The sequence below is a fragment of the Micromonospora sp. BQ32 genome, assembly GCF_059358895.1.
On sequence record NZ_JCADBI010000020.1, the window covers coordinates 1 to 16,212 of the forward strand.

Genomic DNA, 16,212 nt, shown 5'->3' on the forward strand with positions numbered 1-16,212 from the left:
TGCGGCTCGGTGGCGTCCCACTTCATCTCGTTCTCGGCCACGACACTGTTGAACTCACGGTTCAGAATCGTCGTGTAGGCGCTGGTGGACAGCTTGCCCGTCGCGACGGCCGCCCCGAAGTAACGGCCCTTCTCGGCTGCGGCCGCCTTCAAGGTCGTGCCGGCACCCGATGCGGGAGTCAGCGCCACCGTCATACCAGTGGTGAGGGCGACGGCGATGGTCGCCGCCGCCAGCATCGTTCTCATGGGTTTCATGGCGTTCCTTTTCAGTGGTTGCATCGGTGGTGGTGATGTGCCACTTCGCTCGGGACGACTGATCGGGACGGTCATCCTGGCCGCCCGGCATCAGCACGCACAGTCCGAGAGGGCTGTCGCCGGCACCTGCCGGGCCCCGAGGTGACGTCCGCATGCCCTTGCCGACGTCGTGATCGGAGGTACGACCCGTGCGGCTCGCCCGGTGAACCACGACAGCGATCGTCCTCTATATCGAGAGTGAGCGATAACATGCCGTTCGTCAAGACGTAACGGGCCGTTCACGGCGATCTCCCGGAACGCCACGTTTCGCCCGGCGCCAAATGCCCTGGGCAACCGTGCTCAGCAGCCGCCCAACCAGCGAACGAGCCGCATCGGCGTGCCGCTGGGGTCACGGCGGACGGCAATCCTGTTATCGCTCACAGTCGCCGGCGCGCACTCCGGCGACCAGGTCGGCGGTGGTGTGGGCCTCGACGCCGGGCTGCGCGGCGTCGGCGAACCGCTCGACGATCGCCCGGACATGTCGCTCGGCGGGTGCGGCGAGGCCGTCGTAGACGGCCTCGAACAACTCCCGCGCCGGACGTCTGAGCCAGTCCCGTGGGAGGAGTTCCACGGGCAACTGCGGGTCGAGGACGGGAAAGCGCCGGAAGGTGTCCATCACCTCGGTCCGGGCACGCACCGCCGCGGCACCGTCGACCTGCCCGGACAGCACCGCAGGCAACAGCGGCGTCCAACGCCGGAGGAACGCGTCGTAGCTCCGGCCGATCGCCTCGATGTCCCAGGCCTCGATCGGCGCACGGTGAATGGTCGAGGCGAGCGCGGTCTGCCGCCCGCGAAACACCGTCACCGCGCCGAGGGTGAGCCGGTCGAGCTCGGCTCGAGCCGCCGGAGTCAGCTCCTGCGGCGAGACCCACAAACCGTCGTACAGCGGCGCGTAACCGAGCCACCGCAGTTGCGCCCGCAGGGCCCGGCGCTGCGTACCGCGGTCCTGCGGCAGCGAGAAGGCGACGATCGTCCAACACCCGTCCCACCGCGCCGTCGAGGTGGTGGCGGCGAGGATCCACTGTCCGCCGGCGGAAAGGTTGGCGGCGGCGGCTCGGCTGAGCCGGTAGGAGCTGCGCCGCCCCAGTCGACTGCCCTCCAACACGCCACGGCGGGCCAACCGGCTGATCGCGGTCCGCGCTCCGGCCGTCGTCACGCCGGTCTCCCCGAGCAGCGCGACGATGGCCGCGGACGGGAGGGCGACCCGGGTCCGCAGCGTGTAGTCCGCCAACAGGGTCACCGCGACACCCTGGGGTGAGTTGCCGACCTGCCGGCGGGGCAGCCGGAGTGGCTGGTCGCCGTCGTCCGGATAGATCTCGTCGATGTCGAACGGGCTGGCCACAGGCGCTCCGTGCTGCTCGGGACGGTATGACGACTGTAGACGGACCGCCGCGACCCATAGAGATCGAGGTTCCTCGATTGACACTTGTTGGACCGGAGGGAACACTAATTGCCACACGACGCCATCCGAAGCCGGGCCGGGCGAGCCACAGGAAACGGGCATCGTGCGACCACCGCGGGAGTCGGGCACACCCGCGACCGGACCGCACGGCCGATCCAGCCTGCACAGGCAATCGAAGGAGTCGTCCGTTGAAGATCAGAAGGAAACTGCTACTCGCCCTGGCCGCGTCGTTGGTGGTGACCGGCCTGGTGGTCCCCACGGTCGGGCCCGCGTACGCGGCGTCACTGACCGAGGTGACCAGCTTCGGTGACAACCCCGGCCGGATGCGTATGCACGTCTACGTGCCGGACAACCGGCCGGCCCGGCCGGCGGTCGTGGTGGCCATGCACGGCTGCGGCGGGTCCGGCCCCGAGTTCTACTCCGGGAGCGAGTTCGCCAGCCTCGCCGACCGCTACGGATACATCGTGATCTACCCGTCCGCCACCCAGCAGGCCGGGTTCGGCAACTGCTTCGACGTCTGGTCGGACGCCGCCAAGCGACGTGGCGGCGGCAGCGACCCGGTGTCGATCGTTTCGATGATCAGGTACGTGCAACAGCAGTACGCGGCGGACCCGGAGCGGGTCTACGCCACCGGCAGCTCGTCCGGCGGCATGATGACCAACCACATGCTGGCCCTCTATCCCGACCTGTTCAAGGCCGGCGCCGCGTTCATGGGCGTGCCGTTCAACTGCTTCGCCAGCGCGGCGGACTTCCCACCCACCAGCAGCCAGTGCACCGGCGGGAACATGAACCGGACCCCGCAGCAGTGGGGCGACGCGGTCCGCCAGGCGTACCCCGGCTTCTCCGGGCCCCGCCCGCGGGTGCAGCTGTGGCACGGCACCAACGACACACTCGTGCCGTACTCGTTGTTGCAGGAGGCGGTCGAGCAGTGGACGAACGTGTTCGGGCTGAGCCAGACACCCACCTCCACCGACACACCCCAGGCCAACTGGAACCGGCGGCGGTACGCCGACAGCAGCGGCACCGTCCAGGTCGAGGCTTACAGCATCCAGGGAGCCGGGCACAGCCTGCCCTCCGGCGGCATGGCCGCGTCCGCCATCGCGTTCTTCGGACTGACCAACCCCACCACGCCGCCCCCGACCACGCCACCGCCGACCACGCCACCGCCGACCACGCCACCGCCGACCACCCCGCCGCCGACCACCCCGCCGCCGGCCTCCGGCGCCTGTCGGGTGACGGTCGACATCAACGCCTGGAACACCGGGCTGACCGAGAACATCACCGTCACGAACACCGGCACCAGCGCCGTCAACGGCTGGTCCCTGGTCTTTACCCTGCCCAGCGGGCAGAGCATCACCTCGGGTTGGAACGCCACCTACTCGCCCAACTCGGGGCAGGTCACGGCGCGCAACGTCGCCTACAACGGCGGCATCCCCGCCAACGGCTCGGTGAGCTTCGGCTTCCAGGCCACCCACACCGGTAACAACGCCCGACCGTCCTCGTTCACCCTCAACGGCGCGTCCTGCACGGTCGCCTGAGACCGGGTCGACGTCCACACCCGCGTGCGCCGGTCACCACGAGGTGGTGACCGGCGCACTCGTTCGGGCGTCGCCAGGGTCAGCGGTAGCCGGCGGCGACCACGCTGGCCTGCACGGCGTTCTCGGTCGCATCGGACGGATAGCCGGCGACCATCGCCCCCTCGTAGAAGGTGCCGGCGCTCAGGTTCGCGCCGCCGTCGGGCTTGCAGCAGTCACCGCCACTGCCCAGGATGATCGCGCCCTGCTTCTTCATCGGGCTGTATCCCGGCGGGAGCGAGCCGTCGTACAGCGTGTAGAGGCTGCCGACCTGCGCGTCGCTGCCCTTGATGGCGAACCGGGTCGTGCCGTTGTTCTTGAGCGTCGCGGTGACGAACTTGCTGGTGAACGCGCGTTGGTTCGGGTTCCAGGAGCTGCTGCCGCCCGGGAAGAGACCCCATTCGAGGTCGGCCTGCACCCAGGGGCCGCTGCCGGAGCAGCCGCCGAACCAGCACTGCTTGCTGAAGTTGATGGCGTCCATCGCCCCGGCGGCGTCGGCCTTCCTGGTCGTCTCGCTGTTGCCGTAGTCGAAGCAGCAGCCGCTGTTGACGTGGGTCCCGCTGGTCACCATGTACATGCCCTCGGGCGCCGCGCCGGTCGGCACGCCGGTGAGGTGCCCGTCGCGCCAGTAGCTGTTGCCGGGGTTGATGTAGAGCGAGTACGCCTTCGCGCCGCCCACGGTCAGCGACTCCGAGGTCGCGATCGCCGGCTTGCTCTGGGGGGAGCCCGGAACGACGCTCGACCCCTGGTACCAGAGGTCGTTACCGCGCCCGGACTGGTCGAAGACGACCGTGATCACGCAGGTCGTGCCGGTGCAGAACGAGTCCTGCGTCGCCGCGTTGGCGGTGCCTCCGGCACCCGTGAGCCCGATGTTGCGGGTCGTGTTGTCCGACGAGCGTCGGACCTGGTAGAGGTTGCCGGCGTACGCCTCGTAGAGCGCCCGCGTGGTGCTGTGCGCCGCGATGCACGGGGTGCCGCCGGAGGCGTAGATGTCGCAGGGGCGCGCGCCGGTCGGCGGGTTGGTCGGCGGCGGGGTGGTGGTCGGCGAGGCCCACTGCTGGTTGGCGCCGCCGTTGCAGGCCCAGAGGATGATCTTGGTGCCGTTCGCGGTGGCGGCGCCGTTGGCGTCGAGGCAGAGCCCGGACTGCACGCCGGTGATGGTGCCGTTGCTGTTGACGTTCCACTGCTGGTTGTTCTGGCCGTTGCAGTCCCAGATGATCACCTGGGTGCCGTTGGCGGTGCCTCGCCCGGAGGCGTCCAGGCACTTGTTGCCGTACGCCTGGAGTTGCTTGGTCGACGTCCACGTCCAGGTCTGGCCGGCGCTGCCGTTGCAGTCCCAGAGTTGCGTCTGGGTGCCGTTGGTGGTGCTGGAGTTGGGCACTTCGAGGCAGCGGCCGGACGGCGTACCGACGATCGGGGTGCTCTGCCCGGGCTCGATGGCGGCCGCCATCGGGGCGGCGGCGGCCTCGGCGATCGGCGACGGGGCACCGGGGGTGGCGCCGATGCCGACGAGAACGCCGACCAGCGCGCCCGCCAGGGCGGTCAGACGTCGGGCGCGCTGACGTCTCGGGATGAGTTCACGGGCTTTTCCGGGCCCGATGGGGGACGGGGTTCGCACGAGGTGGCTCCTCGGAGTCGTGGAAGCGCGGTGGGGGTGTCGACACGCCACGGGGGTGGTGGCGGTGGCGAATCGATTCGAAGCGAATCGTATGACCTTTGTGCAATTCATGTCAATGAATGTGATTGCGGGGTGGCGCGCTGGCCGTTGGGCGGACGGCCAGCGCGCCACCTCCCCCGGGACGCCTACCGCCCCAGGAGCCGCCACGTCTGGTTCAACGGGCTGCCCTGGTTGACCGCCCTGCAGGTCCACTGGTGGACCAGCGCGCCGGTCGCCGTGGAGACCGCGTTGACATCGACGCACTTGCCACTGTGCCGGGCGACGAGTTGGTAGTCGTGCGAGTCGTTGCCCGAGTAGGTCACCTTGCGCAGCGTGAACTGCTGGTTGAGGCTGTTCAGACAGGTCCACTGGTGCACGGCCGCGCCGTCGGCGGTGGAGACGCCGCTGACGTCGAGGCACTTACCGCTCTGCTGGTTGACCACCGTGTACGTGTTGGCCACGCCGGCGACCGGCTGGAAGTTCCAGAGCTGCTGGTCACCACCGTCGCAGTAGTTCTGCTGCTGGACGTTGCCGTCGGCGGTGCTCAGGCCGGCGTTGTTCAGGCACTGCTGGGAGTGTTGGGCCACCGCCACCGACTGGAAGCCACCTTCCGAGGGGGGCAGCAGCGTGACGGTGTAGGTGTCGGTCTGGTTGGTGTACGGCAGGGTCACCGTGGCGTTGTTGTTGGACACCCCCACCACACTGTTGGAGACCGTGACCGGCCCCGCCACTGCGCCGCCACCGTTGTGCGGGATGCGTTGGGTGAGCACCCGGACCTGGTTGTTCTGCACGATGCCGCTGGTGGTGTCCAGGCGTTGCAGGTTGACGGTCAGGTTCCCGGTGGTACGACCACCGCCGACCAGGACCTTCGCCACCCCAGCCGTCTTCGTGGCGTACGCGTCGTACGACTGACTGGGGGTCACCGCGACGTTCTCCCCGACCTGGGAGGCGTAGTAGCGGTAGTTCCACCACTCCCCCTTGGGCTGGTGCTGGCCGGCCGAGTTACGGATCAACAGGTTGCCGAGGTCGTTGTGCAGGCTGCCGCCGCTGGCCCAGTTCGCCCGCAGGCCGTCGGCCCGGGCCCGCTCCAGACGCGCGATGTACCAGGCGCCGTCGGCCGGGTTCTGCTCGTCGGGCGCGCCGTACTCGTTGATCTGGTACGGCCGCGGGTGGGCGATGCCGCGCGGGTCGAGGGTGGCGTTGGCGGCGGCGACGTTCGCGACCGGGTCACCGGGCAGCGAGTGCCAGCTGATGATGTCCGGCACCGTGTTGGTCGAGCGGACGAAGTCCAGGTACTGGTTCCAGAAGGCGTGCGTGGTCGACGGTACGCAGGCACAGCTCGGCCCGACGATGAGCTGGCTGGGGAACTCCGCCCGGATGCGCTGGTAGGTCCGACGCCACAGTTCGAGGTACTGGGGGATCGGCCGGTTCCAGAAGATGGTGATGTTGGGTTCGTTCCAGATGTCCCACTGCACCGACAGTCCGGACGCCCGGACGTCGTTGATCAGACGGGTCAGGAAGTTGTCGTAGTCGGTCCAGTTGCCGTTGTCGCCGGGGAAGCGGGAGATCCCGGCGCCATCGGCACCCCAGAGATCGTGCGGCAGGATGATGAACTTCCCGCCGAGGGCAGTGGTCCGGCGCGCCTGGGCGAGGGTGGAGTTCCAGCGACGGTCGTAGGTTCCGCCGACCCAGCCACTTCCCGGAAGCTGCGCGCCACCGGCGCGCATGTACTGGAACTTGACGTCCCGGTAGAAGTGGTCAGCGGGACCGCTGGCGTTCTCGGTCATGCCGTAGATCCAGCCGGAGGCGCGGTAGGTCGGCGCACCGCTGGTGGTGGCGAAGTTGACGCTGATCGACTCGTCGGCGGCCTGGGCGGGGGACGAGACGACGGTGACGGCGGCAGCGGCGGCGAGCAGGCCGACGACGAGTCGGGCCACGAACACACGGGCTCGTCCTGACCTGCTGCGGGACGGGGTTTTCACGGGCGGCTCCTTGGTGGGGCGCGGGGGACGCTCTCCGGAGGGCAGCGCTTGCGAATCGATTCGCACGGATCGTAGGACCAGGGACTGAACCATGTCAATGAAGTGACAGCGCGGTAACGGCCGCGTTGCCCAGCGCTCCTCCCCGCGCGGTCAACTGTCTCTTGACCACCGGGCATGGCCAGACCTATCTTCGGGCGAACCGATTCGTCGAATCGATTCGCCTCATGGTTGGACTGGCCCAACCCGCACCGATCAACCCACACACCCCACCTGACGATCGATTTGAAGTGAGGCAACACATGACCGGACTCAGTCGTCGGCGGCGCCTGGCCGCCGTCGCCGTGATAGCTCTCGCCGCAGTGACAGGCAGTGCCTGCTCGTCGTCCGACGGCCCCGCCGACGGTGGGGCCTACCTTGTCTGGGACCCGTATCCGCAGTTCGCCGACGACTCCGAGTGGGTCGCGCTGCTCAAGAAGTGCGGCACCTCGGCGGGGGTGACGGTCGAGCGAACCGGCTACGACACCACCGACCTGACCAACAAGGCGCTGCTCGCCGCCCAGCAGGGAAACTCACCGGACGTGCTGATCGTGGACAACCCGGTCATCTCGACTCTGGCCGAGGCCGGTGCGCTCACCACCACCGACGACAACAAGCTGGACGTCTCGGCCATGGAGAAGAACTTGCTCGGCGCTGGCCAGAGCGACGGCAAGACCTACGGGGTGCCGATCGGAGCGAACACCCTCGCCCTCTACTACAACAAGGATCTGCTCACCGCCGCCGGCGTCGATCCCGCCGCCGTCAAGGACTGGACGTCACTGACCGCGGCACTGACCAAGGTCAAGGCCAAGGGGAAGAAGGGCATCACCTTCTCCGCGATCGGCACCGAGGAGGGCAGCTTCCAGTTCCTGCCCTGGTTCTGGGGATCGGGTGCTCAACTGACCAGCCTGGACTCGCCACAGGCGGTGTCCGCGCTGACGCTCTGGACCGACTGGCTCAAGCAGGGCCACGCCCCGAACTCCGTCATCAACAACACCCAGACCACGAGCTGGCAGGAGTTCGCCACCGGCGACTACGCGTTCGCCGAGAACGGCACCTGGCAACTGGCCAACGCGGAGAAGCTCGGCTTCTCGTACGGCACGATCCCGATCCCGGCCAGCGCGGGCGGCCCGGCCCCGGCGCCCACCGGCGGTGAGTTCGTCTCCATCCCGGTGCAGAAGAACACCGGCCGGTACGAGACGTCGCAGAAGCTTGTGGCCTGTCTGACCAACGCCGACAACCTCCTCACCACGGACACCACGCTCTCCTACGTGGCACCCGTCGCCGCCGTGCAGGAGCGGCAGGCGACCGCGGACCCCAAGCTCAAGGTCTGGGTGGAGGCGGTCCGGGCAGCCAAGGGCCGCACCGGCGACAACCTCGGCACGAAGTACCCGAAGATCTCCGAATCGCTGTGGACCGCGGTGCAGTCGGCCCTCAGCGGCGGGAAGTCGCCACAGGAGGCGCTGACCGCCGCGCAGACCGCCGCCACGACCAGGTAAGCGACCCGAACAGAGACCATGCCCTCCACGACAGAGACCTCCACCGCCGTACGGGACCAGGGTGGGGCGACCGCCGCCCCACCCGGGCCTCCCCCGTCCCGTGCCCGCCGGCCCAGCCGATGGTGGGCGTGGGGCTTCCTGGCGCCCGTGACCGTCTACCTGGCGGCCTTCTACGCCTACCCGCTCTACCGCAACGTGGAGTTGAGCCTGCGGGAGTACACCGTCCGCTCGTTCGTGCAGGGCGGGGCGCCCTTCGCCGGCCTGGACAACTACCGGACCGTCCTGACCGACCCGGCCTTCGGGCCGACGCTGACGCACACAGTGGTCTTCACCGCGGCCTCGCTGGCCTTCCAGTTCACCATCGGCATGGCCCTGGCCCTCTTCTTCCACCAGCACTTCCCGCTGTCGCGCACGTTGCGGGCGCTGATCCTCGTACCGTGGCTGCTACCACTGATCGTCTCGGCGTCGACCTGGTCGTGGCTGCTCAACAGCGACTCGGGGCTGGTCAACGCGGCGCTCGGCGTGGTCGGGATCGACCCGGTCAACTGGCTCACCTCGCCAGGCTGGTCGCTCACCTCGGTGATCATCGCCAACGTCTGGATCGGCATCCCGTTCAACCTGGTGGTGCTCTACAGCGGCCTGCAGGCGATCCCGACGGAGATGTACGAGGCGTCCGCGCTCGACGGCGCGACGGGGTGGCAACGGTTCTGGGGGATCACGTTCCCGCTGCTGCGTCCCGTCTCCCTGATCACGTTGTTGCTGGGGCTGATCTACACGCTGAAGGTCTTCGACATCATCTGGATCATGACGAAGGGCGGCCCGACCGGCTCCTCCGCCACGCTCGCCACCTGGTCGTACCGGCTCGGCTTCGGCAACCTGCTGCCCGAGTTCGGCCCGGGCGCTGCCATCGGAAACCTGCTCATCGTGCTGGCCCTGATCGCCGGCCTCGTCTACATCCGGATCGAGCGGAGGCAGCAGCTGCGATGACCACCTCAACGCCTCGGGCCTGGTGGAAGACCGGCGTCGGCCTGGTGCTGACCGGGCTGATGCTCTTCCCCGTCTACTGGATGATCAACGTGTCCTTCACCCGGGACCAGGACATGCGGGCCACTCCCCCGCACCTGTTCCCCACCAATGGCACCCTGGACGGCTACCGGGCGGTACTCGACCAGCAACTGCCGTACCTCGGCACCAGCTTCGTGGTCGGTCTCGGCACGGTGGCGCTGACCGTGGCGCTGGCCGCTCCCGCCGGCTACGCGCTGGCGAAGCTCCGGCCACCCGGCGGTCCGGCGCTGAGTTTCGTGCTGCTGATCGCGCAGATGATCCCGGGGATCATCATGGCGATGGGCTTCTACGCCATCTACCTCACCCTCGGCGTCCTCAACACGCTGCCCGGCCTGATCCTGGCCGACACCACGCACGCGGTGCCGTTCGCTGTCCTGATCTTCACGGCCTTCATGTCCGGCATCCCGGACGAGCTGCTCCAGGCCGCCGTGGTCGACGGCGCCGGTCGACTGCGGACCTTCTGGTCGGTCGTGCTGCCGGTCAGCCGCAACTCGATCGTCACGGTGTCGCTCTTCGCGTTCCTGTGGTCCTGGTCGGACTTCATCTTCGCCTCGACCCTGGCCGGCGGCGGCGATTACCAGCCGATCACCCTCGGCATCTACCACTACATCGGCAACAACAACCAGCAGTGGAACGCCATCATGGCCACCGCCGTCGTCGCCTCGATCCCCGCCGCCGTGCTGCTGATCCTGGCCCAGCGGTACGTCTCGATGGGCGTGACCGCCGGCGCCGTCAAGGACTGACCATCCGCGGCGGTCGAGGACTGACCAACCGCACCACAGAAAGGCACCCGCCACCCATGACCGTCGCCCCGTCCGGTCCGGAGTTCGGAATCCAGGACATCCCGTTCAGCTACCGCGGATCCTGGTTCAACATCTCCCCGGTGGTAGCCGAGAAGACGTACGCCGACGATCTGCACCTGGTCTCCCACCAGACCGGGCTGCATCCCGTACTGCGTCTGGCCCCCACGGTCGCAGGCACCACCGTCGTCGCCACACCAGCGCTGCTGACCTGGCGCAACGGGGCCGACCGGATCGAGGCCGTCTACGACGGGCCGGACACCCTGCGGATCCGGGGCCACCGGCTCGGCCTGCGGGTGGCCGCCGCCGCGCACACCCTCACCCCGTTCAGCGGCACCTACCTGTACAACGACCCGGTCGACGGATCGCACGTGTTCACCTCGTACGAGACCGGTCGCCGCTACCGGGTCACGGTGCTCTCCGGCGCTCTGCTGCGGACCGACGGCGCGCAGGCGCTCGGCACCGCCGACCGGTCCCTGGACCTTCCCGACGACCAACCCTGGGAGATCGCGATCGAGGAGTACGCCACGGCACGCCGCCCGTACGCCCGATCCGTCACCTTCGAGCAGTTGTGCCGCGACCGGTTCGCGGAGTTCACCGCGTTCGTCGACGCGATCGCGCCCTGGCGGGGTGCGGAGACGCCGGCCGCCGAGCTGGCCGCGTACGTCCTGTGGTCGGCCACGGTCGCCCCGGCGGGTTTCGTCACCCGGCCGGCCGTCCTGATGTCCAAGCACTGGATGGACAAGGTGTGGAGCTGGGACCACTGCTTCAACGCGATCGCCCTGGCGGCCGGCGAACCGGAGCTGGCCTGGCACCAGTTCCAGCTGCCCTTCGACCACCAGGACGAGGCCGGCGCCCTGCCCGACTCGGTCACCCACTCCGAGGTCCTGCACAACTACGTCAAGCCCCCCATCCACGGCTGGGCCCTCCGTCACCTGCGCCGACGCCTTCCCCAGCCACCGGACCGGGCGGCGCTGACGCAGACGTACGACCGGCTCGCCCGCTGGACCGGGTTCTGGCTCGACGCACGGCGCGCCCCCGGCCACGACCTGCCGCACTACCAGCACGGCAACGACAGCGGTTGGGACAACGCCACCACCTTCGGCGACAACCGGGTCCTCGAAACGGCCGACCTCGCCGCGTTCCTGGTCTCGCAGCTTCGCTGCCTCGCCGACCTCGCCACCGAGCTGGGCGAGCCCGCCACCCGCTGGTCCCGGGAGGCCGACCGGATCCACGGTGCCATGCTGCGCGACCTGTGGGACGGCGAGCGCTTCTACGCCCGGGACCCCCACACCGGGCACCGGCGAAGCAGCCGCAGCCTGCTCGACCTGATGCCCGTCGCGCTCGGGGCCGACCTGCCGGCCCCGGTCGCCGCCGCACTGGCCCGAGGCGTCGAAACCCACCTGACCACGCACGGGTTGGCCACCGAGCCGACGGACTCGGCCCACTACCTCGCCGACGGCTACTGGCGTGGCCCGATCTGGGCACCCTCCACCGTCCTGGTCGAGGACGGCCTGCGCCGGGCCGGGCAGATCAGGATCGCCGATGACATCAGTCGGCGATTTCTCGCGCTGTGCGAGAAGTCCGGCTTCGCGGAGAACTTCGACGCCGAAACCGGCACCGGACTCCGGGACCGCGCGTACACCTGGACCGCCAGCAGCTATCTCATCCTCGCCGCCGCTCAGGAGGAACGGCGGGTCAGGGGCGGGTAGCCGGATCGGATCAGCGGGCCCGGACCGGGCCGGTGCTGGACCGCAACGAGATGGGCGGGCTGTAGAGGCGGTGTCGTGGCACGGCGCCGGGAGCCGCGATGATCTCCAGCAGCAGCGACACCGCCTCGGCGCCCATCTCGACCATCGGCACATCGGCGGCGGTCAGCGGCGGGCGGAAGTCCTCCGCCCAGTGCTGCGCGGCGACCCCGGTGACGGAGAAATCGCGGGGCACGGACAGCCCGGCGCCGGTCAACGCGCGCTGCATTCCGGGCAGTGCGGCCTCGTTGATGGTGGCCACCGCCGTGACCTCCGGGTGCGTCGCGAGCAACTGCTCCATACACGCCTCACCGGAGGCCGTGTCGTCGCCGCTGCAGACCTCCACGCCGGTCAACCCCCGCTCCACCGCCGCCGCACGAAAGCCGGTCAGCGCGCGATGGCTGGGGCCGTATCCGGCGGCCACCAACTCGGCGGAGCGGTTCACGAGTGCCACGTGCCGGTGCCCCAGATCGGCCAGGTGCTGCACGCACCGGGCGATCAGCCCGGCGTAGTCGATGTCGATCCAGCTCATCCCGTGCGGCTCGGCGGTCCGGCCGATCGTGACGAACGGCAGCCCGGCCTTGGTCAGTCGGGTCACCCGGTCGTCCGCCAACCGGATCTCCATCAGGACCACGCCGTCCACCCGACGCCCAGTGACGATCCGTTCGAACGACCGGTCATGGTCGCCACCGGAGGGGGACAGCAGCACATCGAGGTCGTGGCGGGCGGCGGCCTCGACGACGCTGGCGACGAAGCCCAGCTGCATGTCGGTCAACCGCTGGCTCGCCGGCGGAATGACAAGCCCGAGGGTTCGGGTGCGCCCCTCCTTGAGAGCACGGGCGCTGGCGTTCGGCCGGTAGTCCAACTCGTCGATGACCGACTGGATCCGTTGCCGGGTCGCCTCCGACACGCTGCGTTTTCCGCTGAGCACGTAGGAAACGGTGCTGCGGGACACCCCCGCCCGACGAGCGATCTCCCCGATGTTCACCAATCGCCCTCGAATCGATTTCTGCCCCGACACGGGGACGCACCTTGCTCCGCTGACCAGCATATCCGTCCTCAGGCTCATCGATCGATGACCAACGTGTGCCAACTAGCGCTAATAGATGGATGGCCATTAATGTCACAGGTATGACGTGTGACGTCAATTCCACCGCCACGCCGCACTCCCACCACCCACGGGAAAGGATCCGATGAATGTGAAGAGAAAGCTGGGTCGCCTGATGGCCGCCGCCGGGACGCTGCTGGTCCTCGTCGTCGGCGCTGGCGTCTATGTGGTCTCGGACGCGCCGGGCGTCGCCCACGCCGCCGGCACGGGTCCGTGTGACATCTACGCCTCCGGCGGCACGCCGTGCGTGGCCGCGCACAGCACCACCCGTGCGCTGTACGGCGCGTACAACGGCCCGCTCTACCAGGTCCGCCGCTCGTCGGACAACACCACCCGCGACGTCGGTGTGCTCAGCGAAGGCGGCTACGCCAACGCCGCCACCCAGGACACGTTCTGCGCCAACACCAACTGCGTCATCACGATCATCTACGACCAGTCCGGCCGCAACAACCGCCTCACCCAGGCGCCGCCGGGCTACTTCGTCGGCCCCGCTCCCGGCGGATGGGACAACCTCGCCGACGCGAAGGCGGCACCGGTCACCGTGGGCGGCCAGAAGGCGTACGGCGTCTACATCGCCCCCGGCACCGGCTACCGCAACAACAACACCAACGGTGTCGCGACCGGCGACCAGCCCGAGGGCATCTACGCGGTCGTCGACGGCACGCACTACAACCAGTGGTGCTGCTTCGACTACGGCAACGCGCAGACCAACAACCTCGCCGACGAACGCGCCATCATGGAGACCGTCTACTTCGGCGCCAACAAGCAGTGGGGCTACGGGGCGGGAGCCGGCCCCTGGATCATGGCCGACCTGGAGTGGGGGCTCTTCTCCGGGGTCAACGCGGGTTACAACAACATCGCGTCCATCAACCACCGCTTCGTCACCGCCATGGTCAAGGGCGAGCCGAACCACTGGGCGATCCGGGGCGGGAACGCGCAGTCAGGCAACCTGACGACCTACTTCGACGGGCCACGCCCCAACGGCTACCACCCGATGAAGAAGGAGGGGGCCATCCTGCTCGGCATCGGCGGTGACAACAGCATCACCGGCCGCGGCACCTTCTTCGAGGGCGTACTGACCTCCGGCTACCCGACCGCGGCCACCGAGAACGCCGTCCAGGCGAACATCAACGCCGCCGCCTACGCGCCGGCCGGCGGCGGCAACCCGCAACAGAACGTCCAGGTCGTCGGCGGCCAGTCCGGCCGCTGCATCGACGTACCGAACGGCAGCACCACCAACGGCACCCAGGTCCAACTCTGGGACTGCACCGGCAACACCGCGCAGCGCTGGACCTACACCGCCGGCAAACAACTCCAGGTGTACGGCAACAAGTGCCTCGACGCCAACGGCCAAGGCACCGCCAACGGCACCCAGGCCATCATCTGGGATTGCCACGGCGGCACCAACCAACAGTGGAACCTCAACTCCAACGGCACCATCACCGGCGTCCAGTCCGGGCTCTGCCTCGACGCCAACGGTGCCGCCACCGCCAACGGCACCAAACTCATCCTCTGGGCCTGCAACGGGGGCACCAACCAGCAGTGGTCCACCCGCAGCTGACCCACCGCGCGACTGATCGGTCGTGCCGCCCGCCGCGGCGCCGGGGGCGGCACGACCTTGAGTTACCTGGCCGGCCTGCACCGTGCGCTCGGCTGGCCCGCCCTGCCGATCTGCCGAGGAAGATGACCGACGGTCACCGGCGTGTGTGCCTGACGTGCGGGTGCCACAGACGGGCGACCGCCCGCGACCGACGCCGGGTAGGTTCGGGGCCGGGCGAATGGCGGGGTCGCATGGTCAGGGGTTGGCACGGCTGGCTCGGTACGTTCAACGGCGTCGTCCTCATCGCTGCGCGACCTGCTCACGATCTTCTCCGACGGGGGGCCGCTGACGGCGACGGTCCAGGTCGTCGCAACCTGCTGGTCTTCGCAGCCCTGGGGTTCTTCGCGCCGCTGCGATTCCCGGCGCTGGCGTCGGTGCCGCGGATCCTGGTCCTGGCAGCCGGCTGCTCGGTCCTGGTCGAGACCGCGCAGTACGTTTTGCGGCTGGACCGGGTGTCGTCGGTGGACGACGTCCTGCTCAACGCCGCCGGCGCCGGGCTGGCGGCGCTGGCGTCACGCCGATGGTGGTCCACCAAGCCCGATACGTTGACTGATCGCCGAAATCAACCGGCCTCGGCAGCGGGACGCTGAACGTTGCGGTGAGCCACCAACAGAGCTGACCTTCGATCAGGTGGACGGCTTTGCCAGCCGCTCCAGCCGCTCCAGCCGGGCCAGACCAGCCCAGCCGCGCTCGCGCATCATATTCAGTAGTCGCTCTACCCGCGGGTCCGCCTCGACGGCCAGCGCGTCCAGCAGGTCGAACGGTAGGTCGTCCTGCGCCACCTCACCGAGGTCGATCTCGCCGGAGCGGTACGCCTGCTCGGCGAGGCTGGCCAAGATGTCGGCCGCCTCCACCAGACGCTCGTCGTCGCTGGTGTCGCTCTCGAAGATCTCCGACAGGATCCGATAGAGCCGAACGAGCTGCGGATCGTCGAGCTGCGCGGTCTTGCTGGGCATCCATTCGCGGACGCGATCGGGCCAGCGAGCCGACATCAGGATCCAACTGTCCCGCTCACCCGCCACCACCCGCTCGGAGACGCCAATGTCCCGGAGCCGGTCGAGGTAGGTGATCACCTCTGGTGCGAGCGCCAGACGATCCCCGGCGGCGAGTTGCGCGATCTGCTGACGGCTGGCCTCCAGTCGTACGATCTCGTCGGCCAACTGCCTGTCGATCTCCTCAACCGCGGCCACGAAGGTCGACGCGTCGGCCTCCAGCAGCTGACCGATCTGGGACAGCGGCACGCCCGCGTTGGCGAGAATCCGGATCCTGATGAGGGCCACCACCGCCCCCGCGCTGTACCGCCGGTAGCCCGAGGCGTCCCGCTCGGGCTCCGGCAGCAGGCCGATCTGGTGATAGTGGCGCACCGCCCGCACCGTGACGCCGGCGTACGCCGCGAGTTGACTGATCGTCAGCATGCTCTGATCCTGCCCCCACCTTCCTCAGCCCTG

General features: G+C 69.0%; 13 protein-coding genes. 7 read left to right on the forward strand and 6 right to left on the reverse strand.

Annotated features, from left to right (window positions below; all coding sequences use genetic code 11):
• Together AC5L30_RS28430 and AC5L30_RS28435 are read right to left on the reverse strand one after the other, a co-directional pair.
• The coding region (locus tag AC5L30_RS28430) for an endo-1,4-beta-xylanase (protein WP_494871118.1) at positions 1-194 on the reverse strand (194 nt) is incomplete at its 3' end.
• 469 nt (positions 195-663) lie between these two features.
• Complete coding sequence (locus AC5L30_RS28435; protein ID WP_494870966.1) at positions 664-1,635, reverse strand: PaaX family transcriptional regulator; 972 nt, start codon at positions 1,633-1,635, stop codon at positions 664-666.
• Between the two features lie 248 nt (positions 1,636-1,883).
• On the opposite strand from AC5L30_RS28435, the gene AC5L30_RS28440 reads away from it, so the two are divergent.
• The gene (locus tag AC5L30_RS28440; RefSeq protein WP_494870968.1) at positions 1,884-3,233 is read left to right on the forward strand and encodes an extracellular catalytic domain type 1 short-chain-length polyhydroxyalkanoate depolymerase; all 1,350 of its coding nucleotides are present in this window, start codon (positions 1,884-1,886) and stop codon (positions 3,231-3,233) included.
• Between the two features lie 79 nt (positions 3,234-3,312).
• On the opposite strand, the gene AC5L30_RS28445 is transcribed toward AC5L30_RS28440, so the two are convergent.
• Both AC5L30_RS28445 and AC5L30_RS28450 read right to left on the reverse strand, forming a co-directional pair.
• Entirely contained in the window at positions 3,313-4,887 is a 1,575-nt protein-coding gene (locus tag AC5L30_RS28445; protein WP_494870970.1) for an arabinofuranosidase catalytic domain-containing protein, read from the reverse strand.
• A 185-nt stretch (positions 4,888-5,072) separates the two neighbouring features.
• A complete protein-coding gene (locus AC5L30_RS28450) occupies positions 5,073-6,869 on the reverse strand; it encodes an RICIN domain-containing protein (RefSeq protein ID WP_494870972.1) in 1,797 nt (598 codons plus the stop codon).
• 338 nt (positions 6,870-7,207) lie between these two features.
• Between AC5L30_RS28450 and AC5L30_RS28455 the strand changes: the two genes are divergently transcribed.
• From AC5L30_RS28455 to AC5L30_RS28470, 4 genes are read left to right on the forward strand one after another with little or no spacing between them, the layout of a single operon-like run.
• On the forward strand, positions 7,208-8,443 hold the full coding sequence (locus AC5L30_RS28455) for a sugar ABC transporter substrate-binding protein (protein WP_494870973.1): 1,236 nt from the start codon (positions 7,208-7,210) through the stop codon (positions 8,441-8,443).
• Between the two features lie 18 nt (positions 8,444-8,461).
• Positions 8,462-9,430, forward strand: a complete 969-nt coding sequence (locus AC5L30_RS28460; protein WP_494870975.1) for a carbohydrate ABC transporter permease — start codon at positions 8,462-8,464, stop codon at positions 9,428-9,430.
• Positions 9,427-10,251: a carbohydrate ABC transporter permease gene (locus tag AC5L30_RS28465; RefSeq protein WP_494870977.1), complete on the forward strand. Its 825-nt coding sequence runs from the start codon at positions 9,427-9,429 to the stop codon at positions 10,249-10,251. Before AC5L30_RS28460 ends, AC5L30_RS28465 begins: the two co-directional genes overlap by 4 nt.
• Positions 10,252-10,307: 56 nt before the next feature.
• The gene (locus AC5L30_RS28470; RefSeq protein ID WP_494870979.1) at positions 10,308-12,020 is read left to right on the forward strand and encodes an amylo-alpha-1,6-glucosidase; all 1,713 of its coding nucleotides are present in this window, start codon (positions 10,308-10,310) and stop codon (positions 12,018-12,020) included.
• A 10-nt stretch (positions 12,021-12,030) separates the two neighbouring features.
• Here AC5L30_RS28470 and AC5L30_RS28475 read toward each other — a convergent pair whose 3' ends face one another.
• Positions 12,031-13,044: a LacI family DNA-binding transcriptional regulator gene (locus AC5L30_RS28475; protein WP_238658243.1), complete on the reverse strand. Its 1,014-nt coding sequence runs from the start codon at positions 13,042-13,044 to the stop codon at positions 12,031-12,033.
• A 205-nt stretch (positions 13,045-13,249) separates the two neighbouring features.
• On the opposite strand from AC5L30_RS28475, the gene AC5L30_RS28480 reads away from it, so the two are divergent.
• Together AC5L30_RS28480 and AC5L30_RS28485 are read left to right on the forward strand one after the other, a co-directional pair.
• Positions 13,250-14,725 (forward strand): arabinofuranosidase catalytic domain-containing protein, encoded by a 1,476-nt coding sequence (locus AC5L30_RS28480; RefSeq protein WP_494870981.1) that lies wholly within the window; start codon positions 13,250-13,252, stop codon positions 14,723-14,725.
• A gap of 230 nt (positions 14,726-14,955) precedes the next feature.
• Positions 14,956-15,354, forward strand: coding sequence for a VanZ family protein (locus AC5L30_RS28485; protein WP_494870983.1), 399 nt, complete (start codon positions 14,956-14,958; stop codon positions 15,352-15,354).
• Positions 15,355-15,390: 36 nt separating this feature from the next.
• Here AC5L30_RS28485 and AC5L30_RS28490 read toward each other — a convergent pair whose 3' ends face one another.
• Positions 15,391-16,179 (reverse strand): MerR family transcriptional regulator, encoded by a 789-nt coding sequence (locus AC5L30_RS28490; protein WP_494870984.1) that lies wholly within the window; start codon positions 16,177-16,179, stop codon positions 15,391-15,393.
• Positions 16,180-16,212: the final 33 nt, after the last annotated feature.